The 25,678-nt window shown below is 61.7% G+C and carries 26 protein-coding genes and 1 tRNA gene; 15 read left to right on the top strand and 12 right to left on the bottom strand.

Features of this window, described 5'->3' with window-relative positions; all coding sequences use genetic code 11:
* Positions 1-138 precede the first annotated feature (138 nt).
* The 5 genes from CQ041_RS09635 to CQ041_RS09615 all read right to left on the bottom strand — a co-directional run bounded on the left by CQ041_RS09635 (position 139) and on the right by CQ041_RS09615 (position 5,508).
* Positions 139-1,167 carry an AbrB family transcriptional regulator gene (locus CQ041_RS09635; RefSeq protein ID WP_105522596.1) on the bottom strand — a complete coding sequence of 343 codons (1,029 nt, stop codon included), beginning with the start codon at positions 1,165-1,167 and terminating at the stop codon, positions 139-141.
* A complete protein-coding gene (locus CQ041_RS09630) occupies positions 1,160-2,674 on the bottom strand; it encodes a tripartite tricarboxylate transporter permease (protein WP_105522545.1) in 1,515 nt (504 codons plus the stop codon). The genes CQ041_RS09635 and CQ041_RS09630 overlap by 8 nt, the downstream gene beginning before the upstream one ends.
* A gap of 1 nt (position 2,675) precedes the next feature.
* The gene (locus CQ041_RS09625; RefSeq protein WP_105522544.1) at positions 2,676-3,134 is read right to left on the bottom strand and encodes a tripartite tricarboxylate transporter TctB family protein; all 459 of its coding nucleotides are present in this window, start codon (positions 3,132-3,134) and stop codon (positions 2,676-2,678) included.
* 64 nt (positions 3,135-3,198) lie between these two features.
* Complete coding sequence (locus tag CQ041_RS09620) at positions 3,199-4,182, bottom strand: tripartite tricarboxylate transporter substrate binding protein (RefSeq protein WP_105522543.1); 984 nt, start codon at positions 4,180-4,182, stop codon at positions 3,199-3,201.
* 33 nt (positions 4,183-4,215) lie between these two features.
* Positions 4,216-5,508: an OprD family porin gene (locus tag CQ041_RS09615; RefSeq protein ID WP_105522542.1), complete on the bottom strand. Its 1,293-nt coding sequence runs from the start codon at positions 5,506-5,508 to the stop codon at positions 4,216-4,218.
* A 233-nt stretch (positions 5,509-5,741) separates the two neighbouring features.
* Here CQ041_RS09615 and CQ041_RS09610 point away from each other — a divergent pair, with 233 nt between their 5' ends.
* Positions 5,742-6,413, top strand: coding sequence for a response regulator (locus CQ041_RS09610; RefSeq protein WP_048719583.1), 672 nt, complete (start codon positions 5,742-5,744; stop codon positions 6,411-6,413).
* Positions 6,406-7,791, top strand: coding sequence for a sensor histidine kinase (locus CQ041_RS09605; RefSeq protein ID WP_105522541.1), 1,386 nt, complete (start codon positions 6,406-6,408; stop codon positions 7,789-7,791). The genes CQ041_RS09610 and CQ041_RS09605 overlap by 8 nt, the downstream gene beginning before the upstream one ends.
* Here the strand turns inward: CQ041_RS09605 and CQ041_RS09600 are convergent, their stop codons facing one another.
* Positions 7,792-8,613, bottom strand: a complete 822-nt coding sequence (locus CQ041_RS09600) for an HDOD domain-containing protein (protein WP_105522540.1) — start codon at positions 8,611-8,613, stop codon at positions 7,792-7,794.
* A 36-nt stretch (positions 8,614-8,649) separates the two neighbouring features.
* Complete coding sequence (locus tag CQ041_RS09595; protein ID WP_105522539.1) at positions 8,650-9,585, bottom strand: folate-binding protein YgfZ; 936 nt, start codon at positions 9,583-9,585, stop codon at positions 8,650-8,652.
* Positions 9,586-9,725: 140 nt separating this feature from the next.
* On the opposite strand from CQ041_RS09595, the gene CQ041_RS09590 reads away from it, so the two are divergent.
* Together CQ041_RS09590 and CQ041_RS09585 are read left to right on the top strand one after the other, a co-directional pair.
* Positions 9,726-9,980 (top strand): succinate dehydrogenase assembly factor 2, encoded by a 255-nt coding sequence (locus tag CQ041_RS09590; protein ID WP_105522538.1) that lies wholly within the window; start codon positions 9,726-9,728, stop codon positions 9,978-9,980.
* Positions 9,964-10,413 (top strand): hypothetical protein, encoded by a 450-nt coding sequence (locus CQ041_RS09585; protein WP_105522537.1) that lies wholly within the window; start codon positions 9,964-9,966, stop codon positions 10,411-10,413. The genes CQ041_RS09590 and CQ041_RS09585 overlap by 17 nt, the downstream gene beginning before the upstream one ends.
* Here the strand turns inward: CQ041_RS09585 and nadB are convergent.
* Positions 10,382-11,998 carry an L-aspartate oxidase gene (nadB, locus tag CQ041_RS09580; RefSeq protein WP_105522536.1) on the bottom strand — a complete coding sequence of 539 codons (1,617 nt, stop codon included), beginning with the start codon at positions 11,996-11,998 and terminating at the stop codon, positions 10,382-10,384. The two genes, CQ041_RS09585 and nadB, sit on opposite strands and share 32 nt — an antisense overlap.
* Positions 11,999-12,461: 463 nt before the next feature.
* On the opposite strand from nadB, the gene rpoE reads away from it, so the two are divergent.
* From rpoE to CQ041_RS09560, 4 genes are all read left to right on the top strand, one after another.
* A complete protein-coding gene (gene rpoE, locus CQ041_RS09575) occupies positions 12,462-13,043 on the top strand; it encodes an RNA polymerase sigma factor RpoE (protein WP_003172477.1) in 582 nt (193 codons plus the stop codon).
* Between the two features lie 32 nt (positions 13,044-13,075).
* Entirely contained in the window at positions 13,076-13,663 is a 588-nt protein-coding gene (locus CQ041_RS09570; protein ID WP_105522535.1) for a sigma-E factor negative regulatory protein, read from the top strand.
* A 15-nt stretch (positions 13,664-13,678) separates the two neighbouring features.
* Positions 13,679-14,641: a MucB/RseB C-terminal domain-containing protein gene (locus CQ041_RS09565; protein WP_105522534.1), complete on the top strand. Its 963-nt coding sequence runs from the start codon at positions 13,679-13,681 to the stop codon at positions 14,639-14,641.
* Between the two features lie 233 nt (positions 14,642-14,874).
* Positions 14,875-16,311 carry a DegQ family serine endoprotease gene (locus CQ041_RS09560; protein WP_105522533.1) on the top strand — a complete coding sequence of 479 codons (1,437 nt, stop codon included), beginning with the start codon at positions 14,875-14,877 and terminating at the stop codon, positions 16,309-16,311.
* Between the two features lie 66 nt (positions 16,312-16,377).
* Here the strand turns inward: CQ041_RS09560 and CQ041_RS09555 are convergent, their stop codons facing one another.
* Positions 16,378-17,811, bottom strand: a complete 1,434-nt coding sequence (locus tag CQ041_RS09555) for a M48 family metalloprotease (RefSeq protein ID WP_105522532.1) — start codon at positions 17,809-17,811, stop codon at positions 16,378-16,380.
* 95 nt (positions 17,812-17,906) lie between these two features.
* Between CQ041_RS09555 and CQ041_RS09550 the strand changes: the two genes are divergently transcribed.
* Both CQ041_RS09550 and CQ041_RS09545 read left to right on the top strand, forming a co-directional pair.
* A complete protein-coding gene (locus CQ041_RS09550) occupies positions 17,907-18,146 on the top strand; it encodes a sulfurtransferase TusA family protein (RefSeq protein ID WP_105522531.1) in 240 nt (79 codons plus the stop codon).
* 31 nt (positions 18,147-18,177) lie between these two features.
* The gene (locus CQ041_RS09545) at positions 18,178-19,248 is read left to right on the top strand and encodes an AI-2E family transporter (protein WP_012722771.1); all 1,071 of its coding nucleotides are present in this window, start codon (positions 18,178-18,180) and stop codon (positions 19,246-19,248) included.
* Between the two features lie 108 nt (positions 19,249-19,356).
* Here CQ041_RS09545 and CQ041_RS09535 read toward each other — a convergent pair whose 3' ends face one another.
* A complete protein-coding gene (locus CQ041_RS09535) occupies positions 19,357-19,830 on the bottom strand; it encodes a peroxiredoxin (protein ID WP_105522529.1) in 474 nt (157 codons plus the stop codon).
* Between the two features lie 10 nt (positions 19,831-19,840).
* Positions 19,841-20,401: a glycine cleavage system protein R gene (locus CQ041_RS09530; RefSeq protein ID WP_017137336.1), complete on the bottom strand. Its 561-nt coding sequence runs from the start codon at positions 20,399-20,401 to the stop codon at positions 19,841-19,843.
* 273 nt (positions 20,402-20,674) lie between these two features.
* Here CQ041_RS09530 and dapA point away from each other — a divergent pair, with 273 nt between their 5' ends.
* The 5 genes from dapA (at position 20,675) to CQ041_RS09505 (ending at position 24,363) form a co-directional block, all read left to right on the top strand.
* Entirely contained in the window at positions 20,675-21,553 is an 879-nt protein-coding gene (gene dapA / locus CQ041_RS09525) for a 4-hydroxy-tetrahydrodipicolinate synthase (RefSeq protein WP_105522528.1), read from the top strand.
* A 17-nt stretch (positions 21,554-21,570) separates the two neighbouring features.
* Complete coding sequence (bamC, locus tag CQ041_RS09520; RefSeq protein WP_105522527.1) at positions 21,571-22,686, top strand: outer membrane protein assembly factor BamC; 1,116 nt, start codon at positions 21,571-21,573, stop codon at positions 22,684-22,686.
* 4 nt (positions 22,687-22,690) lie between these two features.
* A complete protein-coding gene (locus CQ041_RS09515; protein ID WP_105522526.1) occupies positions 22,691-23,449 on the top strand; it encodes an MBL fold metallo-hydrolase in 759 nt (252 codons plus the stop codon).
* A 27-nt stretch (positions 23,450-23,476) separates the two neighbouring features.
* Positions 23,477-24,190 carry a phosphoribosylaminoimidazolesuccinocarboxamide synthase gene (purC, locus tag CQ041_RS09510; protein WP_105522525.1) on the top strand — a complete coding sequence of 238 codons (714 nt, stop codon included), beginning with the start codon at positions 23,477-23,479 and terminating at the stop codon, positions 24,188-24,190.
* A gap of 83 nt (positions 24,191-24,273) precedes the next feature.
* Positions 24,274-24,363: transfer RNA gene (locus CQ041_RS09505), tRNA-Ser, on the top strand.
* 64 nt (positions 24,364-24,427) lie between these two features.
* On the opposite strand, the gene CQ041_RS09500 is transcribed toward CQ041_RS09505, so the two are convergent.
* A complete protein-coding gene (locus CQ041_RS09500; protein WP_105522524.1) occupies positions 24,428-25,654 on the bottom strand; it encodes an MFS transporter in 1,227 nt (408 codons plus the stop codon).
* Between the last annotated feature and the right edge of the window lie 24 nt (positions 25,655-25,678).

Here is a 25,678-nt window from a genome sequence, read left to right as displayed (position 1 = left end):
TCAAGAGTACGACCCGTAATCCATCGTTGAATTGAGTCGCAGCCTCGATTCAACGCCCCCCCTGCCACCCTGCCTAGCTGTGAGATTTGACAGTTAAGACGAACGGACGCAGCTCGTTGCGAGCCACGCCGGTATTGGTCAGGGCTGCCGGTTCCAGTGTCTGAACAACGGCTCCGCCAAAAACAACACAAACAACAACCGCATCACCTGCATCGCCGTCACCAACGGTACCGACAGTTGCAGGGTTTCGGCGGTGAGGCTCATCTCGGCAATGCCGCCGGGCATCATGCCTAAGGTCAGTGAGCGCAAGTCCAGGTGGGTCAGGGCACTCAGGCCGACTGCCGCCAACGTCGCCAGCGCCATGGTCAACGCCGTACCAATCAACGTGCGCCCCATGAACGACGGCGCCCGGCGAAAGAACTGCCGGTTGAAGTGACAACCCAAACCGCTGCCGATCAACCACTGGCCGATCTGGCTGCCGCCATCGGGCAGGCCGATATGCAAATCCCACACGACACTGGCCGTCGCACTCACCAGCAACGGCCCGAACAACCACGGGTTCGGCTGACGCAAGCGCTGCCAACCCCAGGCCACCAACGCGCCAAGCGGAAACAACGCCAACAGCCACGGCCAACTCACCGGCGCCGGATGAAACTGCGGCGCGCCGCCTTCCAGCAGATACTTGAAGATCGCCGGCACACACAGCACCACCACCAACACCCGCAGACTTTGCCCCGCCGCGACGCGGCTGAGCACCGCGCCATTGCGTGCGCCGAGGTTGACCATCTCGCCGGAACCGCCCGGCATGCTGGAGAAAAACGCGGTGGCGCGGTCTTCACCGCTGCGCCGCATCAGCCACACGCCGACCACGCTCGACAGGCTGGTGACCAGCGCGCCGAAAAAAATCAGCCCGAAGTGGCTCATCACCTGCTCGATCACCACCGGGGTGAAGTGCAGGCCGATGCCGATGCCGACCACCCATTGGCCGCATTTGCGCCCGCCGGGAATCTCCGCCAGCTGCCACGGCGTGAGGCAGCGCACCAGGATAATCGCCAGCAACGAACCGACCATGTACGGCAAAGGCCAGCCGACCAGGCTGGCCAGGTAACCGCCGGCCAGGCCGACCAGCGGTGTTCCCCACCAATGTTTAAAGGTGACCTCAGACATCGGCCACGGCACGACGCTGCAGGGCACGTTTGCGGTAGATCCGCACCAGCGGGAAGGCCAGCATCAGCGCGGTCAGCACCCACACCCCAAAGGTGATCGGGCTCGACCAGAGGATGTCCAGCGCGCCGTTGGAAATCGACAGCGCCCGGCGCAGGTTCTGCTCCATCAGGCCACCGAGGATAAAGCCCAGCAGCACTGGCGACAGCGGGAAGTCGAGCTTGCGCAGGATGTAACCGAAGATGCCGATGCCGACCATCAGGAACAGGTCGAAAGTGGTGGCGTGAACCGCGTACACACCGATCGCGGTAATGATCGCAATCACCGGCACCAGCGCCCAGTTCGGCACGGCAAGGATGCGCGTGAAGATGCGGATCATCGGGATGTTGAGGATCACCAGCATGATGTTGGCGATGAACAACGACGCGATCAGGCCCCAGACGATGTCCGGTTGCTGTTGGAACAGCAGCGGGCCCGGGGTGATGTTGTACAGCGACAGCGCGCCGATCATCACCGCGGTGGTGCCGGAACCCGGTACGCCGAGGGTCAGCATCGGCACCAGCGCGCCGCAGGCAGAGGCACCGATGGCGGTTTCCGGGGCCGCAAGACCGCGCATGTCGCCCTGGCCGAATTTACCGCTGGCACCCGCGATACGTTTCTCGGTCATGTAGGCAACCGCCGAGGCCAGTGTGGCACCGGCGCCGGGCAGCACGCCCATGATGAAACCCAGCAGGCCGCAACGGATGTTCACGACAAACACCGCAGACGCTTCCTTCAGGTTGAACATCATGCGCCCGGTGGCCTTCACCGCTTCCTGGCCACGGTGGGTTTTTTCCAGCAGCAACAGGATCTCGCTGATGGAGAACAGGCCCAGCACCAGCACGACAAACTGGATGCCGTCGGTGAGGTGGATGTTGTCGCCGGTAAAGCGGTACACGCCGCTGTTGGCGTCAATGCCGACCGCTGACAGGAACAGGCCGATCAACGCTGCGACGAAGGTCTTCAGCGGCTTGTCACCGGCCATGCCGCCGAGGCAGACAATCGCGAACACCATCAGTACGAAATATTCCGCAGGGCCGAAGGCAATCGCCCATTTGGCCAGCAGCGGCGCAAACAGCACCATGCCGCAGGTGGCGATGAACGCACCGATGAACGAACTCCACGCCGACAGCGACAGCGCCACACCGGCCAGGCCTTTGCGGGCCATCGGGTAGCCGTCGAGGGTGGTCATCACGGTGGAGGCTTCGCCCGGGATGTTGAGCAGGATCGAGCTGATACGCCCGCCGTATTCGCAGCCCAGGTACACGGCTGCCAACAGGATCAACGCCGACTCCGGTGGCAGGCCGAGGGCGAATGCAATCGGGATCAACAAGGCCACGCCGTTGATCGGGCCCAGGCCCGGCAGCAGGCCGACCACGGTGCCGATCAGGGTGCCGCACAGCGCGGTCACCAGGTTATAAGGGGACAGTGCAACGCCGAAGCCCTGGCCCAAGTAGCTGAAAGTATCCATATCAGTTCTCCAGAACGTCGAGCAGGCCCAGGGGCAACGGAACATCCATGGCTTTATCGAACAGCAGGTAAAGGCCCACGGCCATCAAGCTGACGATCACCACGCTCGGCAACCAGCGGCCGCCATACAGGCGCGCCATGGGGATGCCGATCAGCATGCTGCTGAGGATGAAGCCCAGGGGCTCGAAGGTGCCGGCGAACACGATCAGCAGCGCCACGCACACGCCGATCTTGACCAGGGTTTCGCGGTCCAGTGGCGGCTCGTCGTCGGTGTGCTTGGTCGGTTGTGGGCGAATGATCATGTAGATCAGGCCCAGGCTCATCAGCCCGAGCATCAGCAGCGGGTAGGCGCGAGGCCCCACCGGCTCGTAGGAAAACGCGGCCTGATACGGCCAGGCCATCAGCGCGAGACCGGCACAGACCAGCAGCATGATGCTGGCGAAAATGCGTTGTAAGAGCATGTGGAACTCCTGGGCCACGCCGCCCGGTTGAAGAGGACGTGGCCATGTGACAGGCAGGGGGCGGTTACTGGATCAGGCCAAACTCTTTGGCCAGCACTTTGTAGTCAGCCACTTGTTTCTTCACGTAGGTGTCCAGCTCCGGGCCGGTCATGGCGAACGGGAACAGCTCGCGCTGGTCACGCAGCTTGGCGAATTCGTCGGAGGCCAGCAGTTTGTCGAACGCCTCTTTCCACCAGGCGTAGTCGGCATCGCTGACTTTTGGCCCCAGGTAGAAACCGCGTACCACCGGCCAGACGATGTCGTAGCCTTGCTCTTTGGCGGTCGGAATATTCTTCATTTCCGGCTCGTCCAGACGCTGTTCGGAGAATACCGCCAGCAAGCGCATGTCGCCGCTCAGGATGTGCGGCATGGAGTCGGAGATGTCGGTACTGCCGACCTGGATGTGACCGCCGAGCAGGGCAGTGGCGATTTCACCGCCACCTTCGAGCGCCACGTAGCGCAGTTCACGCGGGTTGATCCCGGCGGCCTTGGCGATCAGCGCGGTTTGCATCCAGTCCTGACTGCCAACGGTGCCGCCGGAACCGATCACGACGCTGCCCGGATCTTTCTTCAGGGCTTTGACCAGATCGTCGAGGGTCTTGTAGGGCGAATCGTTTTTCACGGCGATGGCCCCGTAGCTGGTGCCAACGGCTGCCAGCCAGCGCACGGCGCCTTCGTCGAAGCGGCCGAACTTGCCCTGGGCCAGGTTCAGCAGCGAACCGCTGGACCAGGCCACCAGGGTGCCAGCATCCGCAGGGCGCTGGGCGACCACGGCGTTGTAGGCCACCGCACCGACGCCGCCGGGCATGTAGGTGACGCGCATCGGCTTGCTCAGCAGCTTTTCGTTGACCAGCGCGCTCTGCGCCAGTTTGCAGGTCAGGTCAAAGCCGCCGCCGGGGGAGGCCGGGGCGATGCATTCCGGGCGCTTGGGTTCGTCGGCGGCCAGCAGTTGGCCGGCGAACAGCAGGCAGCCGGCGGCGAGAGTCAATTTACGCAGTGAAAAGGTCATGGTGTTCTCCGTCTTTGTTGTTATGAGGGGCTACTACCAGAGCGCGATGCTGTAGCTCACCAGCAAGCGCATTTCATCCGCATCACGGGCTGAATAGTTGGAGCGATAGGTGGCATTGCGCAGGCGCACGGCCACATCCTTGAACGTGCCGCTCTGCACCACGTACTTGATCTCGCTGTTGCGCTCCCACTCTTTGCCAGTGTCGCCGTTCCTGAGCTTGATATTGTCACCCGAGAGGTAGCGGCTCATGAAACTCAGGCCTGGAATACCCAGCTTGGTGAAGTCGTAGTCATAACGTGCCTGCCAGGAACGCTCCTCGGCGCCGGCAAAGTCGTTGATCTGCACGAAGTTGACCAGGTACGGGTCGCTGCCATCCACGTAAGGGAATGCACTGTCGCCGGACATGTGCTGGTAGCCGGCGCTGAGCTTATGGCCATTGAGGGCATAGCTGAACAGGCCATTGAGCGAGGTGTTGTCGATCTTGCCGCCACGGGCTGCGCCGGTGTCATCGCTGATGGCCAGGCGCAGGTCGGTGGCGAAGGTGCCGGGGCCCATCGGCCGGGCGGCGACCAGGCCAAGGAAGTGCTGGCGGTACACGTCATCGAGTTGGGCGAAGTGGTAGCTGCCGGTGATCTTGTCGGCGAACTTGTAGTCGGCGCCGCCAAAGTTGAAATGCTTGCCGGTGGCGCCACTGACGAAGCGGCTGTTCTTGTTGTTGAGCGCGATGTCTTCGTAGTTGCTGTCGTCGCGGTCCTTGGCCTTGTCCAGGCGGCCGCCGGTGAACACCAGGTTCTTGAATTCCTTGGAGGTGATCAGGCCACCGTTGAAGGTCTGCGGCAGGATGCGCCCGTCGTTGGGCTTGAGGATTGGCAGTTCAGGGATCAGCGCGCCGATCTTCAGTTCGGTCGCCGAGATCTTCACCTTGCCGGTCAGGCCCAGCTTGGAGTACGAGTCGGCGGCGCGGCCATCGTCGTGGGTGGGCAGCAGGCCGGTGCCGGTGCGGTCGGGGCTGGAGTCGAGCTTGACCCCCAGCATGCCCAGTGCATCCACGCCAAAACCGACGGTGCCGTCGGTGTAGCCCGATTGCAGGTTGAGCATGAAGCCCTGGGCCCATTCGTCGCGCTTGGATTGCTGCGCGCTGGTGCCGTCGCGAAAGTCACGGTTGAAGTACATGTTGCGGGTTTCCAGGGTCGCGCTGCTGTCTTCGAAGAAGGCAGCCTGGGCAAGCGGCGAAAAGCCGGCAAGGGCAGCGGCACTGGCGAGGGCGGTGTGGGTCAGGCGAGAAGAACGCACAGGCGAGAGGGCCTGGGGCTGTGTCGACAGCATCGTTGTGTACTCCGTTATTGTTCTTATTTTGGCGAAAACGCTTCGTGGCGTTTTTCGGGCGCTGCGGCTCAAGCAGCTCGGTGGGCAGACCACCGTGACTGGATGCTAAAGGGCGAAGCTTTCACTAACCTTTCAATGGCCTTTCAATGTTTTCGGGCTTCACAGGGCAGGCGGCGCCTGTAAACTGCCCGGCAAAGCGTGGCGTCGACCACCCCTGAACGAGGTAGAAATCCATGCGTGTCTTGCTGGTTGAAGACCATCTGCAACTCGCCGAAAGTGTCGCCCAGGCGCTCAAGAGCACGGGTTTGACCGTCGACGTGCTGCACGACGGCGTAGCGGCGGACCTGGCCTTGAGCAGCGAGGAATACGCGGCGGTGATCCTCGATGTGGGGCTGCCGCGCATGGACGGTTTTGAGGTGCTCGCCCGTTTGCGGGCCCGCGGGAAAAATCTGCCGGTGCTGATGTTGACCGCGCGCAGCGATGTAAAAGACCGCGTGCACGGCCTGAACCTCGGCGCCGACGACTACCTGGCCAAACCGTTCGAACTGACCGAGCTAGAAGCCCGGGTGAAGGCCCTGCTGCGCCGCAGCGTGCTGGGCGGCGAGCGCCAGCAGACCTGCGGGGTGCTGGTCTATGACCTCGACACGCGGCGTTTCACCGTGGGCGGCGAGCTGATGACGTTGACCTCCCGCGAGCAGGCGGTGCTGGAGGCGCTTATTGCCCGCCCGGGCCGGGTGATGAGCAAGGAACAACTGGCCTCCCAGGTGTTCGGCCTGGATGAAGAGGCGAGCCCCGACGCCATCGAAATCTACGTGCACCGCTTGCGCAAGAAACTCGATGGCCAGCCCATCGCCATCGTGACCTTCCGTGGCCTGGGCTATCTGCTGGAAGCCCGCGATGCATAAGCCCAGCAGCCTGCGTTGGCGGTTGCTGTGGAACCTGGCGCTGTTGTTGGTGCTGCTGATGCTCGCCAGTGGCATGAGCGCCTACTGGAACGGTCGCGAGGCCGCCGACACGGCCTACGACCGCACTCTGTTGGCTTCGGCGCGGACCATCGCTGCCGGCCTGACCCAGGTGGACGGCACCTTGAGCGCCAATGTGCCCTACGTGGCGCTGGACACCTTCGCCTACGACAGTGCCGGACGCATCTATTACCAGGTCAATGACATCGACCAGAAGCTGATCTCCGGTTACGAAAACCTCCCCGGCCCACCGCCCGGCACGCCGCGCACCGATGACTATCCTGCCTTGGCGCGCTTCTATGACGCGGTGTACCAAGGCCAGCCCGTGCGGGTGGTGAGCCTGCTCAAGGCGGTTTCCGAACCGAACATGAACGGCATGGCGGAAATCCGCGTGGCCGAAACCGATGAGGCACGGGTGAGCATGGCCCGCAGCCTGATGGCCGACACGCTGCTGCGCCTGGGCATGCTCGCCGTGGGCGCCTTGCTGCTGGTGTGGTTTGCGGTGAGCGCTGCGTTGCGTCCGCTGGAACGCCTGCGCACGGCGGTGGAAGAACGCCAGCCGGATGACCTGCGGCCATTGCCGTTGGTGGAAGTGCAGCATGAGTTCGGCCCGCTGGTACGTTCCCTCAACCATTTCACCGAGCGCCTGCGCGGGCAGTTCGAACGCCAGGCGCAGTTCATCGCCGATGCTTCCCACGAACTGCGTACCCCTTTGGCGGCGCTCAAGGCCCGTTTGGAATTGGGCTTGCGTGCCGAGGACCCGGCGACCTGGCGCACCACCCTGGAAACCGCCGCCCAAGGCACCGACCGCCTGACTCATCTGGCCAATCAATTGCTGTCGCTGGCGCGCATCGAAAACGGCGCCCGGGCAATTGCCGAGGGCGGCGCGCAGTTGCTGGATTTGAGCCAACTGGCCCGGGAGCTGGGCATGGCCATGGCGCCCCTGGCCCATGCGAAAGGCGTGGCGCTGGCGCTGGAAGCCGATGAGCCGGTGTGGCTGCGTGGCGAGCCGACCTTGCTCAATGAATTGCTGAGTAACCTGGTAGACAACGCCCTGGCCCACACCCCGCCGGGCGGCAACGTGATTTTGCGGGTGTCGGCACCGGCGGTGCTGGAGGTGGAGGATGACGGCCCCGGCATTCCCCAGGATGAACGCGACAGGGTGTTCGAGCGCTTCTATCGCCGCAGCCAGCAAGGCATGGGCTCAGGATTGGGGTTGGCGATTGTTGGCGAAATCTGCCGCGCCCACTTGGCGCAGATCAGCCTGCACGATGGTGAGCAGGCCGGGTTGAAGGTGCGCGTGAGTTTTATCGCCGGTTGATCAGTAGAACATCGAGCGCGCTTCATCCAGCTCGACGCGCAGCGCCTCGCTGTACGGGTCGACGCCCAGTTTGCGCAAAGCCGGCAGGTTGGACACCGCGACGCTCGCCAACGGGTGGTCGGTGCCGCGATGGCAATACAGCACGGCAATCTGCACCAGGTCGATGTAGTCGAGGCTGGCTGAGTCGCGTTCCAGGTTCAGGTACTGGCCCGGTAGTTTGGCGAGCATTTCCGGGAAATCCCAGACGTTCAGCAGTTTGTCGCCGAGCACGGGGTGGATGCTGTCGATGACGTGGTCAAGACTGACGGGGTCAGAGAGCAGTTCGTAATGGTCTTCGGCATAGGTGAGGATCGGCAGCACGCCAATCTGGTGCACCAGGCCGCCGAGCGCCGCCTGGTCCGGCTTGAGCTGGCTGTGGCTGCGGCATAGCGCGTAGCTGACGCCCGCGACTTCCAGGCTGCGGCGCCATACATCGCGCATCTTCTGTTCGACCGCCTCGGAGCGCGCATGGAAAATCTGCTCCATCACCAGCCCAATCGCCAGGTTACTGCTGTAGTTGGTGCCCAGCCGGGTGATGGCGGTGTGCAGATCGGTGACTTCCTGGGTCGCGCGCATCAACGGGCTGTTGACCACTTTGATCAGGCGCGCCGACAGCGCGGTGTCGCGACCGATCACTTTGCTCAAGTGGCTGATGCTGATCTCCGGGTCTTCAGCGGCCTGACGAATTTGCAGCGCCACTTCCGGTAACGTCGGCAGAACCAGGTCATCGTTGTCGATGGCTCTCACCAACGCCTGTTGGACTTTTTCCGCCAGCTTGTTCATTCATGCTCTCTAGGGTGTTGCAAAAAGGTACGGCGATTAACGCTGGATCTCTCGATCGCGATCGAGTGTGTAAGGCAGGTCAAGCAGGTGCAGGCCGGGGCCTTCCAGTGTGCCTAAATGCACATCGCCACTCTCGGCAGCTTCGGCTTGCAGCACGGCCAGAAGTTCAATGGTTTGGTCAGCATTAGCTGCAATCACCACCTCGCCGATCGCGCTGTTGTGACTGGGCGAAAACAACGGGGTGCCGGGTTCGGGCAATGCCGACGCGTCGAGGCTCAGGCGATACAGGCGGCGCTTGAGTTTGCCCAGGTATTGCATGCGCGCGACGATTTCCTGGCCGGTGTAGCAACCTTTCTTGAAGCTCACGCCGCCGACGGCTTGCAGGTTGAGCATCTGCGGGATGAACAGCTCGCGGGTCTGTGGCATGACCTGGCCGATGCCGGCACGGATCTGGCCGAGCAGCCATTCATTCAACGGTTTTTCTTCGATGAGCAGTTGGCCACGCACGGCATCAGCATGCTCGGCAGGTACCCAGAGTTCGGCACGGCCAGGGGACACGCGGATGGCGATCAAGGTGTCGGTGCGGGCCACGCTGTCGGTCTCGGCCGGCAATTCGAGGCCCAGGCTGGCCAGTGTAGATTGCGCGTTCACCAGGCCGAATCGCGCCCAGGCGGCACTTTCATCGGTGAGTTTGGATTTGGAGAACACAGCGTATTTCTTCAGGTCCGCCAGTTGCGGCTCCAGCAACTCGGTGGCCATGGCCAGCAGCACGCCATCGCCTTGCAGCAGGATGCGGAAGCTTGACTGCATGCGCCCCTTTTGCGTGCAGCGCGCGCCGAGGCTGGCCTGAATGTCGCTCAGGTAGTTGAGGTTGCAGGTCAGTTGGCCCTGCAGGAACTTGGCAGCGTCGGCGCCGCGGACGGCGAGGACGCCTTCGTGTGACAGGGGGCAGAAGAAAGCAGAGTCAGCCATGGGTCATCGCAGGTCAAAAAGTCATGGGTGCATCATAGAGGGGCGCCCGGCAAATGGATAGTTTCCGTATGGGGCGACCAAAGCCGAGTGTTCCAGTGCCGTCGGGCCTGTATACTTGCCGCCTATTTGAGGAGCGTTCCATGGTCGAAGATGTAGAAATCAATCGTCTCTACTGGCACAGCCGTCGTGGCATGCTGGAACTGGACGTGTTGCTGGTGCCTTTCACCAAAGAGGTGTACGCAACCCTCAACCCGGTGGACCGCGACCTCTACGTCCGGCTGTTGACGTGCGAAGACCAGGACATGTTCGGCTGGTTCATGGAGCGCAGCGAGTCCGAAGACCCGGAGCTTCAGCGCATGGTCCGGATGATCCTGGACCGTGTCCAGCCCAAGTAATCCCGCGTTTGAATGCCGCTGGCAGGCCTCTAGAGGGTTGCTGGCGGCGTATCTTCTTGCCCAGTTGACTGCGCTGGGTGCCTTGCTGTCGATGCATCTGCCGTTGTCCAGCCTGGGTATTTTCCTGTGCCTGGCCCATGCCGCCTGGGTCGTGCCCCGTCATATCCTGTTGACTCACCGTTCGTCGATTCGTGGCCTGCGCCGTGACGCCGACGGCTGGCAGCTGTTCAGTCATGAGCGGGGCTGGCACGGCGTTCAACTGCGTCCCGACAGCCTGGCGCTGCCGCTGGTCGTGGTGCTGCGCTATCGCGTGCCGGGGCAGTGGTGGGTGCGGTCGGTGTGTGTGCCCAGGGATTCGCAGGTCGCCGATGTGCACCGGCGCCTGCGGGTACGCCTGAAATTCAGCCGCCGTAGGTGGTTGGCACCAGGATAGTGTCGCGGGCTTCGGGCAGCATGTCCGGGTAGTCGAGGGTGTAATGCAGGCCTCGGCTTTCCTTGCGCTCCATGGCCGAGCGGATCATCAGCTCCGCGACCTGGGCCAGGTTGCGCAGCTCGATCAGGTCGCGGCTGACCTTGTAGTTGCTGTAGAACTCGTCGATCTCATCCAGCAACAGGCGCACGCGGTGCTGGGCCCGTTGCAGACGCTTGTTGGTGCGCACAATCCCCACGTAGTCCCACATGAAGCGGCGCAGCTCGTCCCAGTTGTGGGCGATGATCACGTCTTCGTCCGAATCGGTAACCTGGCTGGCGTCCCAGCGGGGCAGGGCGTCCGGTACTGCAATATGGGGCAGTTGCTCGAGGATGTCCGCCGCGGCCGAGCGCGCGTATACAAAGCATTCGAGCAGTGAGTTGCTGGCCATGCGGTTGGCGCCGTGCAAGCCGGTGAAGCTGGTTTCGCCAATCGCGTACAGGCCGGGCACATCGGTACGGCCGTGCTGGTCGACCATCACCCCGCCGCAGGTGTAATGCGCGGCCGGAACCACGGGGATCGGCCCTTTGGTGATGTCGATGTTAAACGCCAGGCAGCGTTCGTAGACCGTAGGGAAGTGTGTCTTGATGAAGTCTTCGGGCTTGTGGCTGATGTCCAGGTAGACGCAGTCGATGCCCAGGCGCTTCATTTCGTGGTCGATGGCGCGGGCGACGATATCTCGCGGCGCCAGCTCGGCGCGTGGGTCGAAGCGCTGCATGAAGCGCTCGCCATTGGGCAGCTTGAGGTAGGCGCCTTCCCCGCGCAGCGCTTCGGTGACCAGGAAACTCTTGGCCTGCGGGTGATACAGGCAGGTGGGGTGGAACTGGTTGAATTCCAGGTTGGCGACCCGGCAGCCCGAACGCCAGGCCATGGCGATGCCGTCGCCGCAAGCGCCGTCGGGGTTGCTGGTGTAGAGATAGACCTTGGCGGCGCCGCCCGAGGCGAGAATGGTGAAGCGTGCACCGTAGGTGTCGACTTCGCCGCTGGCGCGGTTGAGCACGTAGGCGCCGAGGCAGCGATCGCCGTCCAGACCCAGACGCTTTTCGGTGATCAGGTCGACGGCCACCCGCTGTTCCAGCAATTCGATGTTGGGGCGCTGGCGGGCCTGTTCGAGCAGGGTCTTGAAGATGGCGGCGCCGGTGGCATCGGCGGCATGGATGATGCGGCGATGGCTGTGACCGCCTTCACGGGTCAGGTGGAATTCGAAGCTGTTGTCGACCGTGCCGGCGTGTTCGTCACGTGTGAACGGCACGCCCTGATCAATCAGCCACTGGATGGCCTCGCGGCTGTGCTCGACGGTAAAGCGCACCGCCTCTTCATTGCACAACCCGCCGCCGGCGTTGAGGGTGTCTTCGACATGGGATTGCACCGTATCGGTGTCATCCAGCACCGCGGCGACGCCGCCCTGGGCCCAGAATGTCGAGCCGTTGGCCAGGTCGCCTTTGCTCAGTACCGCAATGCGCAGGTGGCTGGGGAGCGTCAGCGCCAGGCTCAAACCGGCGGCGCCGCTGCCGATCACCAGGACATCGTGTTGAAACTGTTGGCTCATTGATAGGATTCCGCAAAAAGCGATCCAAGGGGCTGGCGCAGACAGGACGCCTGGATCGGCGAATCAAAGGGGCACACGGGCCACTAGTATATAGAGGGGTGGAGCGGCACAATAGCCGGGCATTCGTGGCAATGTGAGATTACGGTGCACGGCTAGGGTAAAATCAGCCGGTTGTTGAGGCGGGAACTTTTTGCATAAGCCCCGACTCAATAGCAGGTTGCCCGAAAGCTGGGAAAACGTTGAGTTTATTGGCCCGTCGGGAGCATTGGACGCGTCAGAAAACCGGCGACAAGATTATTCGCGCAGCCGGCGTTGCCCGCGCTGCGTTTTTCGTGTGTGCCAAATCAGTGCGTGCCGGAAACTTGCTTGAAGGGGGAGAACTTTTGCGAAAAGACCGAGTCTATGTTTGCAAGCCTGATCGTTTAGTTATGCAAGCCTCCTTCAAGTACAACGAGGAGTGTTCATGCTAACCCAGGAAGAGGATCAGCAGCTGGTCGAGCGCGTTCAACGCGGCGACAAGCGAGCTTTTGATCTGCTAGTGCTGAAATACCAGCACAAAATTCTCGGGTTGATCGTGCGGTTTGTGCACGACACCCATGAAGCGCAGGACGTTGCACAGGAGGCCTTTATCAAGGCGTACCGTGCACTGGGCAATTTCCGCGGTGACAGTGCGTTTTACACGTGGCTCTACCGCATCGCCATCAACACGGCGAAGAACTATCTGGTGTCTCGCGGACGCCGCCCACCAGATAGCGATGTTAGTTCAGAAGATGCTGAATTTTATGATGGTGATCACGGCCTCAAAGATCTCGAGTCGCCGGAGCGTGCATTGCTGCGCGACGAGATCGAAGGCACCGTTCATCGCACCATTCAGCAACTGCCAGAAGATTTGCGTACGGCGTTAACTTTACGTGAATTCGATGGTCTGAGTTACGAAGACATTGCGAGCGTCATGCAGTGTCCGGTGGGGACTGTAAGGTCACGGATTTTCCGGGCCCGGGAAGCCATCGATAAAGCCCTGCAACCGTTGTTGCAGGAAAACTAAAGACAGCGGCGACAGCCAAGAGAGGAACCGCCATGAGTCGTGATGCCCTGCAGGAATCGCTGTCCGCAGTGATGGATAACGAAGCGGATGAACTGGAACTTCGTCGAGTGCTCAACGCATTTGATGATGCCGATACCCGTGATACCTGGTCTCGTTACCAAGTCGCTCGGGCGGTGATGCACAAGGATCTTCTAATCCCTCGTCTGGATATTGCTGCGGCCGTTTCTGCCGCGCTGGCTGATGAAGCCGTTCCGGCTAAAGCTGCTCGTGGTCCATGGCGTAGCCTGGGTCGTCTGGCAGTCGCTGCCTCGGTGACTGTTGCCGTGCTGGCCGGTGTTCGCCTGTACAACCAGGACGAGATCGCCGGTGCCGAATTGGCCCAGCAGACCCAGCAGCCAGTGATGGCTGGACCTCAGGTCAAAGGCCCAGCGGTATTGGCCGGCTACAAGGAAAGCTCTGACACCACCGGCCCGATGGCCAGCGGTGTATTGCAAGGGCAATCCGGCTGGCAGGATCAGCGTCTTCCAGGTTACCTGCGCCAACACGCACAGGAATCAGCCCTGAAAGGCACTGAAACCGCTCTGCCTTACGCTCGCGCGGCAAGCCTGGAAAACCGCTGATCCGTAGGGAGCTCTATGCGAGCCATACCGCTCCTTACGTTGTTACTCGGAAGCTGGTTTGTACTGCCCGCCCACGCCGACGAAGCCCAAGACTGGCTGACGCGACTTGGGCGGGCCGAGCAGCAGCAAAGTTTTCAAGGTACGTTCGTCTACGAGCGTAACGGCAATTTCTCTACCCACGACATCTGGCATCGTGTCCAGAATGGTCAGGTACGCGAGCGGCTCTTGCAGCTCGATGGCTCTGCTCAGGAAGTCGTGCGGATCGATGGACGAGCCCAATGTGTCAGCGGCACCCTCGTCGCAGGCCTTGGTAATTCACGTGAAGCCCCTTCACGTGCACTGGATCCGCAGAAACTCAATCAATTCTACGAATTGGCCGTCATCGGCAAGTCTCGCGTGGCCGGTCGAAACGCAGTGATTGTGTCGATTACACCGCGTGATCAGTACCGCTATGGGTTTGAACTGCACCTGGACCGTGACACTGCATTGCCGCTCAAGTCGTTGCTGCTCAATGAGCAAGGCCAGTTGCTGGAGCGCTTTCAGTTCACGCGATTGGATACGTCAACGGTGCCCGATGATCGTGACTTGCAGCCCAGCGCTGAATGCACGCCCATTGCCGCCGGCAGCAGCAAGACGCCAGAAGTGGAATCCAGCGAAACATGGCACCTTGAGTGGCTGCCGCCGGGTTTCCAGCAGACCAACAGCAGTGCCCGCAAAGATGCCCACACCAAAGCCACCGTCGACAGCCTGATGTATGAAGACGGCCTGGCTCGCTTCTCAGTATTTCTCGAGCGAATCAACGACGCCAGCGTGACGGAAACCCGTACCCAGTTGGGGCCTACGGTGGCCGTATCGCGCCGCCTGAATACGGTGGAAGGCGAGATGATGGTGACGGTCGTCGGCGAAATTCCCATCGGCACTGCCGAGCGTGTGGCCCTGTCGGTGCGCGGTGAAAAAAAGACGCCCGCCACGCCGTGAACGCTTAATCCTGCGTTCATCCTGTGCTTTCACGCTCCTTTCATGCCTGATAGTCCACAGTGAACATGAAATGTCTGGATCAGCATTTTCACTTGCAAAAAACTCTCATGTTTTTTATAGGTCAGAGCCTGTCGGTTCTGGCTTTGCCTTGTTCGCGGAACAAAGATGTCGGTCGAAGTTTTCGGCGTTTCTTGAACCTGTCGCTCAACCCTGCTCGTCGTAACGGGAGCTGTATGTCGATACCACGTTTGAAGTCTTACCTATCCATAGTCGCCACAGTGTTGGTGCTGGGTCAGGCCGTGTCCGCGCAAGCGGCCGAGCTGCCTGACTTCACCCAATTGGTCGAGCAGGCCTCGCCTGCCGTGGTGAATATCAGTACCACGCAAAAACTGCCGGACCGCAAGGTCTCCAACCAGCAGATGCCCGACCTCGAAGGCCTGCCGCCGATGCTGCGCGAATTCTTCGAGCGCGGCATGCCACAACCACGCGCCCCGCGCGGCGGCGGTGGTCAGCGTGAAGCACAGTCCCTGGGCTCGGGCTTCATCATCTCGCCGGACGGTTACATCCTCACCAACAACCACGTGATTGCCGACGCCGACGAAATCCTTGTACGCCTGGCCGATCGCAGTGAGTTGAAAGCCAAGCTGGTGGGCACCGACCCACGCTCCGACGTGGCCTTGCTGAAGATCGAAGGCAAGGACCTGCCGGTGCTCAAGCTGGGCAAATCCCAGGACTTGAAAGCCGGGCAGTGGGTGGTCGCCATCGGTTCGCCGTTTGGCTTTGACCACACCGTCACCCAGGGCATCGTCAGCGCCATCGGTCGCAGCCTGCCGAATGAAAACTACGTGCCGTTCATTCAGACCGACGTGCCGATCAACCCAGGCAACTCCGGTGGTCCGCTGTTCAACCTGGCGGGTGAAGTGGTCGGCATCAACTCGCAGATCTACACCCGCTCCGGCGGTTTCATGGGCGTCTCGTTCGCCATCCCGATCGACGTGGCCATGGACGTCTCCAACCAACTCAAGGCGGGCGGCAAAGTCAGTCGTGGCTGGTTGGGCGTGGTCATCCAGGAAGTGAACAAGGACCTGGCTGAATCGTTCGGCCTCGACAAGCCGGCCGGTGCCCTGGTTGCGCAGATCCAGGACGATGGCCCGGCAGCCAAGGGTGGCCTGCAGGTCGGTGATGTGATCCTGAGCATGAATGGTCAGCCTATCGTCATGTCGGCGGACCTGCCGCATCTGGTCGGCGCGCTCAAGGCTGGCAGCAAGGCCAAGCTGGAAGTGATCCGCGAAGGCAAGCGCCAGAACGTCGAGCTGACCGTTGGCGCGATCCCGGAAGAGGGTGCGACGCTGGATGCCCTGGGCAACGCCAAGCCAGGTGCCGAGCGCAGCAGCAACCGCCTGGGGATCGCGGTGGTTGAGTTGACCGACGAGCAGAAGAAGAGCTTCGACCTCAAGGGCGGCGTGGTGATCAAGGAAGTGCAGGATGGTCCTGCGGCCCTGATCGGCCTGCAGCCTGGCGACGTCATCACTCACCTGAACAATCAGGCCATCAACACCACCAAAGAGTTCGCCGACATCGCCAAGGCGCTGCCGAAGAACCGCACGGTGTCGATGCGTGTGCTGCGTCAGGGGCGTGCCAGTTTCATCACTTTCAAGCTGAGTGAGTAAACCCGCCGCTCACTAAAAAGCCCCGCTCTCGTTCTACGAGGGCGGGGCTTTTTAGTGGGTGATGGTTTAGCTCATCATTCCCTTTACCAGCCGTTCCTGTTCGATCAGTTCACGCTGACGTGCATCGATCCGCGACGACAACGGGAAATTGTTGCCGGCGCGACGTTTGGCAAAGTCCAACTGTTGAATGGCCTGCTGGAAGTCGCCCACCAAGGCAAAGTATTCAGCACGTGCCTGATGCAGGCCGATGATATTGCCGGACAAGCCGCGCGTCTCGGCCACTTGGTACCACACGTCCGGATCGTCAGGGCGTGACTTGAGCAGGCCGTCCAAGGCCTTTTCGGCATCGACGTTGCGGTTCTGCTTGAGCAGCAGGTCCACGCGCACCTGGTTCAGCGGGTAGTTGCCGGGGTATTGGGTCAACAGGCGGTCGGTGCGTTGCTGGGCATCGGGCAGGCGATTGTTGTCCATGTCCAGCTGGATCTGCGCCAGGTTGTAGGTGATGTCGTTGGGCGCCTTGGCCAACAGGGGGGCAAGGTTTTCCCGCGCGTCCTTGAACTGCGACCCCTTGATCTGGGCGATGGCCAGGCCGTAGCGCGCCACGTCGTTTTTCGGGTTCTCGTCCAGTTGCGCGCGGAAGCGTTTGGCGGCAAGGCCGGGAGTGTCTTCATACTGCAACTGCACCCGCGCGCGAATCAGCTGATAGCGCAGGCTGTCTTCCTTGCCGCCGGACTTGGCCTGCTCGGCACGGTTACGGGTGTCGGCGATGCGAGACTCGGTTACCGGGTGGGTCAACAGGAATTCCGGCGGCTTGGCGTCGAAACGGTATTGGCGCATCAGGCGTTCGAACATGGTCGGCATGGAGCGTGGGTCGTAGCCGGCCTTCTCCAGGTTGAGGATGCCGATGCGGTCCGCTTCCTGTTCGTTCTGGCGGGAAAAGCGCCGCTGTTCCTGGATGGCCGCAGCCTGGCTGCCGGCGATCGCCGCAATGCCCGCGTCGCCTGCGCCCGCTGCTGCAGCAATGATGCCGCCGAGCAAGGCTGCCATCATCGGGATCTGCATGCGCTGTTGCGCTTCCACGCCACGGGCGAAGTGGCGCTGGGACAAATGCGCGAGTTCGTGAGCCAGTACCGATGCGTATTCGCCTTCGGTCTGGGCATTGAGGAACAGCCCGCCGTTGACCCCGACAATTCCACCCGGCGCGGCAAAGGCGTTCAGTTGCGGGCTGTTGATCAGGATGAATTCCAGGCGTCGGTCGTTCACCTGGCTGGTCTCTACCAGCTTGTAAACGCTGGTTTCGACATAGTCCTTGAGCTGCGGGTCGTTGAGTTGCGAGACCTGGCCGCGCAGATAAGCCAGCCAGGCGCGGCCCAACTGATATTCCTGTTGTGGCGAGACAATGGCAGAACTGGCGTCGCCAAGTGACGGCAGGTCGTCAGCGAAGCCTGGGGAGGCCAGCAGGCAAGCCAGCGTCAGCAGGGTAGGGCGCAAAAAAGTCATGCACAAAGCCTTTCGACAAAGAGGTTACTGTAGCCGGACACTGAGCTTCGGACCAGATATTCTAAGCGGCCCATCCCTGTACCCGGAGCTGAACCATGACCGACGCTGTAGCCTTCGATGCCGAACTCGATGCCAGCGGCCTCAATTGTCCGTTGCCATTGCTCAAGGCCAAGCTGGAGCTCAATCGATTGGCGAGTGGCGCGGTGCTCAAGGTCATCGCCACGGATGCGGGCTCCCAGCGCGACTTCCGGACATTTGCCAAATTGGCCGGTCACACCTTGCTGCGAGAAGAAGAGGACGCTGGCGTCTACCGTTACTGGTTGCGCAAGGCCTGAGCCGTTTGCCCCTACCACCCGAGGTTGATTGATGTTCAAAGTGTTACGAGACTGGATCCAGCGCTACTTCTCGGATGAAGAAGCGGTGGTGCTCGCGGTCCTGCTGTTTCTGGCGTTCACCGCCGTCCTCACCTTGGGCGGCATGCTGGCGCCCGTGCTGGCGGGGATGGTGCTGGCCTACCTGATGCAGGGGCTGGTCACGACACTGGAACGCTTGCGCCTGCCGGGCGGGGCGGCGGTGGGGTTGGTGTTCGCCTTGTTCATGGGCTTGCTGGTGCTGTTTATCGTGGTGGTGCTGCCCCTGCTGTGGCACCAGCTGATCACGTTGTTCAACGAACTGCCGGGCATGCTCGCCAAGTGGCAATCCCTGTTGCTGTTGTTGCCGGAACGCTACCCGCACCTGGTATCGGATGAGCAGGTGTTGCAAGCCATCGAAGTGGCACGCGGCGAGATCGGAAAATTCGGACAATGGGCGTTGACCTTTTCCCTGTCCAGCCTGCCATTGCTGGTCAACATCATGATCTACCTGGTGCTGGTGCCGATCCTGGTGTTCTTCTTTCTCAAGGACCGCGCCATGATCGGTCGCTGGGTGCGTGGCTACCTGCCACGTGAGCGCGCGTTGATCACCCGCGTGGCAGAGGAAATGAACCGGCAGATTGCCAACTACATTCGTGGCAAGGTGATCGAGATCATCATCTGCGGCGGCGTCACCTACATCGCTTTCATTGCCCTGGACCTCAACTACGCCGCGCTGCTGGCATTGCTGGTGGGTATCTCGGTGGTGGTGCCGTATGTCGGCGCGGTGGTGGTGACCGTTCCCGTGACCTTGATCGCACTGTTCCAGTGGGGCTGGAGCGACCAGTTCATCTACCTGATGGCGGTGTACGGGATCATCCAGACCCTGGATGGCAACGTACTGGTGCCGCTGCTGTTTTCGGAAGCGGTCAACCTGCACCCGGTGGCGATCATCTGCGCGGTGTTGTTGTTTGGCGGGCTGTGGGGATTCTGGGGGGTGTTTTTTGCGATCCCGCTGGCGACGCTGTTCAAGGCGGTGCTGGATGCGTGGCCACGGCAGGAGCCGGTCGTTGCACCGCTGTTGTAGGCGTGCGCTGGCTCGCGAAAATCGTCAACGATAACGCGCGCAGGCTGAATGTCCGCGGCGCTCTCAGGTTTTTCGCGAGCAAGCTGCTCCTGCAGGTGTTTGGCAAATTCAGGCCTTGTTCAAAGCCTGCGCCGCCGCTAAAACGGCGTCCACATGGCCCGGCACCTTCACGCCACGCCATTCCTGGCGCAGCACGCCATCCTTGTCGATGAGGAAGGTGCTGCGATCCACGCCCAAGTATTCCTTGCCGTAGAGCTTCTTGAGCTTGATCACATCGAACAGTTGGCAAACGGCTTCGTCCTTGTCGCTGATCAGCTCGAAGGGGAATGACTGCTTGGCCTTGAAGTTCTCGTGAGACTTAAGGCTGTCGCGCGAGACGCCGAACACTTCGGTGTTGGCGGCCTGGAACGCCGCGTACTGGTCACGAAAGCCCTGGCCTTCAGTGGTGCAGCCCGGCGTGCTGTCCTTGGGGTAGAAGTAGATGACCACTTGCTTGCCCTTGAGCGCCGCGAGGCTGAAGGTCTGACCGCTGGTGGCCTGGGCTTCGAAATCGGCAACCGGTTTATCGATGACTACCGCCATGAAAACTTCCTTACATTGGGTTCTGTGGGCGCCATGGCTCGATCAGTGCGTCGAGGTTCAGTGCGTCGGCGAAGTCCAGGAACTGGTCGCGCAGCCAACTGATCTGCACACCTGCCGGCAAGGTCACGGTGAACGTGGCGTTGAGCATGGTGCCGCCGGTTTGCGGGGCCTGGTAGGTGTCGCAGGTCAGGTTCTCCAGCTCGACGTTGTGGTCGATGAAGAACTGGCACAGCTCGTTGACGATGTCCGAACGGTAGGCCGAGCTGACGTAGGCCACGTAAGGCAGGGCTTGCGGGCGATTTTCCAGGGCCGCGCTGCGCACCACGTTGACGGTGAAATTGTGTTTCTTGGCCAGGCCGGGCAGGCCGGTTTCCAGGCGCGCCAGGGCATCCCAGGAGCCAGAGATCTGCAGGACCAGTGCGCTGCACTCGCCATGGCGGGTCAGGCGGGAGGTCACGACGGCGCAGCGGTTCTCATGGCTGGCGCGGCACAGGACGTTGGTCAGCTCCATGGGGTTGGCGCCGAGGGCACTGATAACAAGGAATTGTTCGCGAACTGTGGGGGTGGACATGCAGCCTTCCTAAAGCGATGAGCGGTCGATACTGTGTAACCCGTATCGATCAAAGGATGAAGGGTAGCGAAAACCATCGCCAAGGGCTAGGAGGTGGCGTTTTCATTGCGTGATCGGTCTGATTTCAGCGTGCGTCAGGACCCGCTTTGGCCCAATGATGGCATTGCCCGTCGTTTAGTTGCCTCATAACGCATCCACAGGCGGTACTTTGCTTGTGCAAGCATCTTGGCGCCAGTACCATTACGGCTCTCTTTTTCCGGCAGGAGCGGTTGCATGATTGCGGGCAGTATGGTGGCACTGGTCACACCCATGGATGCACAAGGTCATCTCGACTGGGACAGCCTTGGCAAACTGGTGGACTTCCACCTGCAAGAAGGCACCAACGCCATCGTGGCGGTCGGCACCACCGGTGAATCGGCCACGCTTGATGTGGAAGAACACATCCAGGTCATCGAATTCGTGGTCAAGCGCGTCGCGGGCCGCATCGCCGTGATCGCCGGTACGGGCGCCAACTCGACGCGTGAGGCGATCGAGCTGACCAAGAACGCCAAGAAGGCCGGCGCCGATGCCTGCCTGCTGGTGACCCCGTACTACAACAAGCCGACCCAGGAAGGCCTGTACCAGCACTTTCGCACCATCGCCGAAGCGGTCGATATCCCGCAGATCCTCTATAACGTACCGGGCCGCACCGCGTGCGACATGCAGGCCGCGACCGTGATCCGCCTGTCCACCGTGCCGAACATCATCGGCATCAAGGAAGCCACTGGCGACCTGCAGCGCGCCAAGGACATCCTGGCCGGTGTGAACAGCGATTTCCTGCTGTATTCCGGTGACGACGCCACCGCTGTCGAGCTGATCCTGCTGGGCGGCAAGGGCAACATCTCCGTGACCGCGAACGTGGCCCCGCGTGCCATGAGCGAAATGTGCGCCGCCGCCATCGCCGGTGATGCCGTGACCGCTCGCGCGATCAACGAGAAGCTGATGCCGCTCAACAAGACACTGTTTATCGAATCCAACCCTATTCCCGTGAAATGGGCACTGACTGAAATGGGCATGATGCCGGACGGTATCCGTCTGCCGCTCACCCGTCTCAGCGAAGCCTGTCACGAACCGCTGCGACAGGCCCTGCGCCAGTCCGGCGTCCTGGTTTAATTGAGGAAGCACTACGCATGAAGCGATTGGCCGGACTTTCCGCACTTGCCTTGATTATCTCCAGCACCAGTGGCTGCGGTTGGATCTGGGGCCCGGAAGGCTACTTCCGTGACCGCGGCAGCGATTACCTGGAAGCACAACCCAGCAAACCGATGGAATTGCCAGCGGGCGTCAACGTCGCCAAGCGCCTTGACCCGTTGCTGCCGATCCCGCGCAACGTCGCCGACGACACCACCAAGGGTGAGTACATCGTGCCGCGTCCTCAGCCGATCTCGGCCGTGGCGGATGCCAGCGACTACAGCCTGCAAAAAAGCGGTGACTCGCGCTGGATCGTAGCCCAGCGCCCGCCCGCCGAAGTCTGGCCGGTGGCCGTGCAGTTCTTCCAGGACAACGGTTTCCGCATCGACGAGCAGCGCCCGCAGACCGGTGAATTCACCACCGCGTGGCAGCAGGGCAGCGAGCTGTCCGCCACCATGGCCAAGCGCCTGCAAGCCGGTGGTGTCGCCGCCGACAGCGAAGCCCGTGTGCGTGTGCGCATCGAGCCGGGCGTGCAGCGCAACACCAGTGAAGTCTATGTGGTCAGTGCCGAGCGTCCTGCCGGCAGCACCGCCAACGTCGATTTCACCAACCGTTCGGTCAACACCGGTGTCGATTCGGCATTGGTCGACGAGATGCTGGCCAGCATGAGCCGTATTTCCGAGAAGGGCGGTTCGGTTTCCCTGCTCGCCGCGCGTGATTACGACACCCCGAGCCGCGTCAGCCTCACCGAAGACGGCAGCGGCAACGTGGTGCTGAACCTCGGTGAAGACCTGGACCGTGCCTGGGCCAGCGTTGGTCGCGCCCTGGAACAAGGCCCGTGGCGTGTTGAAGACATCAACCGCAGCCTGGGCCTGTACTACATCAACGTGGCGGAAAAAGCCGAGCGCAAGGACGACGAGCCAGGTTTCTTCGGCAAGCTGTTTGGCAGTGCGCCAACCAAGGAAGAGGTCGAAACCCGTGCCGAGCGTTACCAGGTTCGTTTGAGCAAGGTTGGCGAAAGCGTGCAGGTGACGGTCGAGAAGAACATCAACACCGTGGCGCCAGCTGAAACAGCGCGCAAGGTGTTGGGCGTGATTCAGGACAACCTGGGCTGATCCGATGCGTTTTGCCGTTCTCGGCAGCGGTAGCCAAGGGAACGGCACGCTGGTCGCACATGACGACACGTATGTGCTGGTGGATTGTGGTTTCTCGCTGAGGGAAACCGAGCGGCGCCTGCTGCGCCTGGGGGTTCACCCCTCGCAGCTGAGCGCGATTCTGGTGACCCACGAACATGCCGATCACGTGCATGGCGTGGGTTTGCTGTCTCGGCGCTACAATCTTCCGGTATACCTCAGTCGCGGCACGTTGCGCGGGATGCGCAAACCCATTGAACCTGCAGGTTTCCTGGCCGGTGGCGAGCAGTTGCACATCGGTGCCTTGAGTGTCGATGTGATTGCCGTCGCGCATGATGCTCAGGAACCGACGCAATACGTGTTCAGCGACGGTGAGCGGCGTTTCGGCGTGCTGACCGACCTGGGTTCGTATTGCGCAAAGGTGCTGGACGGTTACCGCGACCTCGATGCATTGATGATCGAGTCCAACCACTGCCGGGACCTGCTGGCTCGCGGTCATTACCCTCGCTTTCTCAAGCAGCGGGTGGGCGGCGAACTGGGACATTTGAACAACCACCAGGCGGCGTACCTGGTGTATGAGTTGGGCTGGCAAGACCTGCAACACCTGGTCCTGGCCCACCTGAGCAGCAAGAACAACCTGCCGCAGCTTGCCCGGCAATGTTTTGTCGACACCCTCGGGTGCGACCCGGACTGGCTGCAACTGGCCGATCAAGATTCAGGGCTCGACTGGCGACACATCGCCTAGCCCACCTTTTAGCAAGCGGAGCCCATCATGGAAAAACGTGAAGAACTCTACCGCGGCAAAGCCAAGTCGGTGTACAAGACCGACGACGCCAACCGCCTGATCCTGCTGTTTCGCAACGACACTTCGGCGTTCGACGGCAAGCGCATCGAACAACTTGATCGCAAGGGCATGGTGAACAACAAGTTCAACGCCTTCATCATGCAGAAGCTCGAAGAGGCCGGTATTCCGACCCAATTCGACCAGCTGCTGGGCGACAACGAATGCCTGGTCAAGAAGCTCGACATGATCCCGGTGGAATGCGTCGTGCGTAACTACGCGGCCGGCAGCCTGGTCAAGCGTTTGGGCGTTGAGGAAGGTCTCAAGCTCAACCCTTACACCTTCGAACTGTTCCTGAAGGACGACGCCAAGGGCGACCCGTTCATCAACGAATCCCACGTGGTGGCATTCGGCTGGGGCACCGCTGAGCAACTGGCGCGCATGAAGGAGTTGTCCCTCAAGGTCAACGACGTGCTGAGCAAGCTGTTCGACGACGCCGGCCTGCTGCTGGTGGACTTCAAGCTCGAATTCGGCGTATTCCACGACGGCTCCATCGTCCTGGGCGACGAATTCAGCCCGGACGGCTGCCGCCTGTGGGACAAGGACACCAAGAAGAAGATGGACAAAGACCGCTTCCGCCAGGGCCTCGGTGACGTCATCGAAGCCTACGAAGAAGTCGCCAATCGTCTCGGCGTACCGCTTTAATCGACGCAAGCATCTGATAGCACGGAAAAAATTCGATTCTGCGCTTTGCTTTCCTGATTCACGCTGTTATGATGCGCGCCGTTGGAGAGATGCCAGAGTGGCCGAATGGGACGGATTCGAAATCCGTTGTACCTTCACCGGTACCTAGGGTTCGAATCCCTATCTCTCCGCCATTACATAGAAAAAGCCCCGTAGCTGAATAAGCTACGGGGCTTTTTTGTTTGGGATGTCCCGTCCTCAGTTGGTCTGAGCGACCAAGCCATTACTGACTTTGCGTCCCAACACCAGCACCGTCACAAAGCCTGCGCCCACCAACGCTGTGGCCAAACTCAGCAGCACCGCGCTGCCCATCTGGTCGACGATCTGGCCGCCGAAGAACGAGCCCAGTGCGATGATCACCTGGAACAAGGCCACGAACAGCGGCATGCCGCGTTCCACGTCCTTGGGCGCGACCACGAACATCCAGATGCTGGCGCAGGCCGGGAAGGCGCCGAACGCGAAGCCCCAGAGTGCGATCAGCATTGTGGCGCCGGTCATGCCGGTGGCGAAGTGAGGGAACAACGCGGTGCTGGTGCCGATCATCAGCGCCACCAGCAACAGGGTGTGGCGCACGCTGCGGTTGGCGGCGAAGCCGGCGAATACGTTGCCCATCACCCCGGCCACGCCATAGAGCAACAGCAGCGAGCCGATGGTCGGGCCATCGAAGCCGGCGCTGTTCTTGAAGAACGGCGCGACATAGGTGTAGGCCGCAAAGTGCGCCAGGCCGATCAGCAAGACAGCGATCAGGCCGACCCGGGCTTGCGGGTTGATGAACAGCGCCGGCAGGTCGCTGACGCGAATGGCTTTCTCCGGTTCGAGCCGGGGCAACAGGAACATCTGCGCCAGCAGCACCGGCACGCCCACCAGTGCAGTGACCAGGAAGGTCATGCGCCAGCCCATCAGGCCGCTGAGCCAGGTGCCGACCGGCACGCCGAGCACGGTGGCCAGGGTCACGCCCATCATGATGATCGAGGTCGCCTTCGCGACGCCCACACCTTGCGGGGCCAGGCGGCCGCTGAGGGCGATGGCCGTGGCCCAGAAGCCGCCGATGCTGATACCCAGCAGTACGCGGCCGAGCAGCAGCAAGTTGAAGTCACTGGCGAAGGCCACGACCGAGTTGGCGATGATCATGATCAGCGTCAGGCCGATCAGCAGATAGCGCCGGTCCATGGTGCCAATGCTCACCGACAGGAAGGGCGCGGCGAGGGCCGCCATGATGCCGGGTAGGGTCACCATCAGCCCGGCGTGACCGGCACTGATGCCCAGGTCGCTGGCGACGTCGTTGAGTACGCCGACCGGCAGAAACTCACTGGTCACCAGGGCGAAGGCACCCACGGCAACCGAGAGAATGGCCAGCCACTGCTGTTTGACGCTTTGTTGATTATGTTCAGGGCGGCCGCGTGGGGCCTGGGAGGCGTTTGGCATGGTGCTGGGTTCCAGGGGGGAATG

This window comes from Pseudomonas sp. MYb60, from assembly GCF_002979555.1.
Classification (GTDB): domain Bacteria; phylum Pseudomonadota; class Gammaproteobacteria; order Pseudomonadales; family Pseudomonadaceae; genus Aquipseudomonas.
Note: the sequence above shows the minus strand (reverse complement) of the source record. Positions and strands in the feature narration are given on the sequence as shown.

Excerpts from the sequence above, each read along its gene's own strand:
- CQ041_RS09535 (WP_105522529.1), bottom strand. The coding sequence starts at position 19,830 with ATGGCGGTAGTCATCGATAAACCGGTTGCCGATTTCGAAGCCCAGGCC.
- CQ041_RS09530 (WP_017137336.1), bottom strand. The coding sequence starts at position 20,401 with ATGTCCACCCCCACAGTTCGCGAACAATTCCTTGTTATCAGTGCCCTC.
- CQ041_RS09545 (WP_012722771.1), top strand. The coding sequence starts at position 18,178 with ATGTTCAAAGTGTTACGAGACTGGATCCAGCGCTACTTCTCGGATGAA.
- CQ041_RS09595 (WP_105522539.1), bottom strand. The coding sequence starts at position 9,585 with ATGGCTGACTCTGCTTTCTTCTGCCCCCTGTCACACGAAGGCGTCCTC.
- CQ041_RS09555 (WP_105522532.1), bottom strand. The coding sequence starts at position 17,811 with ATGACTTTTTTGCGCCCTACCCTGCTGACGCTGGCTTGCCTGCTGGCC.
- bamC (WP_105522527.1), top strand. The coding sequence starts at position 21,571 with ATGAAGCGATTGGCCGGACTTTCCGCACTTGCCTTGATTATCTCCAGC.
- dapA (WP_105522528.1), top strand. The coding sequence starts at position 20,675 with ATGATTGCGGGCAGTATGGTGGCACTGGTCACACCCATGGATGCACAA.
- nadB (WP_105522536.1), bottom strand. The coding sequence starts at position 11,998 with ATGAGCCAACAGTTTCAACACGATGTCCTGGTGATCGGCAGCGGCGCC.
- CQ041_RS09625 (WP_105522544.1), bottom strand. The coding sequence starts at position 3,134 with ATGCTCTTACAACGCATTTTCGCCAGCATCATGCTGCTGGTCTGTGCC.
- CQ041_RS09620 (WP_105522543.1), bottom strand. The coding sequence starts at position 4,182 with ATGACCTTTTCACTGCGTAAATTGACTCTCGCCGCCGGCTGCCTGCTG.
- CQ041_RS09590 (WP_105522538.1), top strand. The coding sequence starts at position 9,726 with ATGGTCGAAGATGTAGAAATCAATCGTCTCTACTGGCACAGCCGTCGT.
- CQ041_RS09630 (WP_105522545.1), bottom strand. The coding sequence starts at position 2,674 with ATGGATACTTTCAGCTACTTGGGCCAGGGCTTCGGCGTTGCACTGTCC.
- CQ041_RS09615 (WP_105522542.1), bottom strand. The coding sequence starts at position 5,508 with ATGCTGTCGACACAGCCCCAGGCCCTCTCGCCTGTGCGTTCTTCTCGC.
- CQ041_RS09565 (WP_105522534.1), top strand. The coding sequence starts at position 13,679 with ATGCGAGCCATACCGCTCCTTACGTTGTTACTCGGAAGCTGGTTTGTA.
- CQ041_RS09635 (WP_105522596.1), bottom strand. The coding sequence starts at position 1,167 with ATGTCTGAGGTCACCTTTAAACATTGGTGGGGAACACCGCTGGTCGGC.
- rpoE (WP_003172477.1), top strand. The coding sequence starts at position 12,462 with ATGCTAACCCAGGAAGAGGATCAGCAGCTGGTCGAGCGCGTTCAACGC.
- CQ041_RS09550 (WP_105522531.1), top strand. The coding sequence starts at position 17,907 with ATGACCGACGCTGTAGCCTTCGATGCCGAACTCGATGCCAGCGGCCTC.
- CQ041_RS09605 (WP_105522541.1), top strand. The coding sequence starts at position 6,406 with ATGCATAAGCCCAGCAGCCTGCGTTGGCGGTTGCTGTGGAACCTGGCG.
- CQ041_RS09560 (WP_105522533.1), top strand. The coding sequence starts at position 14,875 with ATGTCGATACCACGTTTGAAGTCTTACCTATCCATAGTCGCCACAGTG.
- purC (WP_105522525.1), top strand. The coding sequence starts at position 23,477 with ATGGAAAAACGTGAAGAACTCTACCGCGGCAAAGCCAAGTCGGTGTAC.
- CQ041_RS09500 (WP_105522524.1), bottom strand. The coding sequence starts at position 25,654 with ATGCCAAACGCCTCCCAGGCCCCACGCGGCCGCCCTGAACATAATCAA.
- CQ041_RS09570 (WP_105522535.1), top strand. The coding sequence starts at position 13,076 with ATGAGTCGTGATGCCCTGCAGGAATCGCTGTCCGCAGTGATGGATAAC.
- CQ041_RS09610 (WP_048719583.1), top strand. The coding sequence starts at position 5,742 with ATGCGTGTCTTGCTGGTTGAAGACCATCTGCAACTCGCCGAAAGTGTC.
- CQ041_RS09600 (WP_105522540.1), bottom strand. The coding sequence starts at position 8,613 with ATGAACAAGCTGGCGGAAAAAGTCCAACAGGCGTTGGTGAGAGCCATC.
- CQ041_RS09515 (WP_105522526.1), top strand. The coding sequence starts at position 22,691 with ATGCGTTTTGCCGTTCTCGGCAGCGGTAGCCAAGGGAACGGCACGCTG.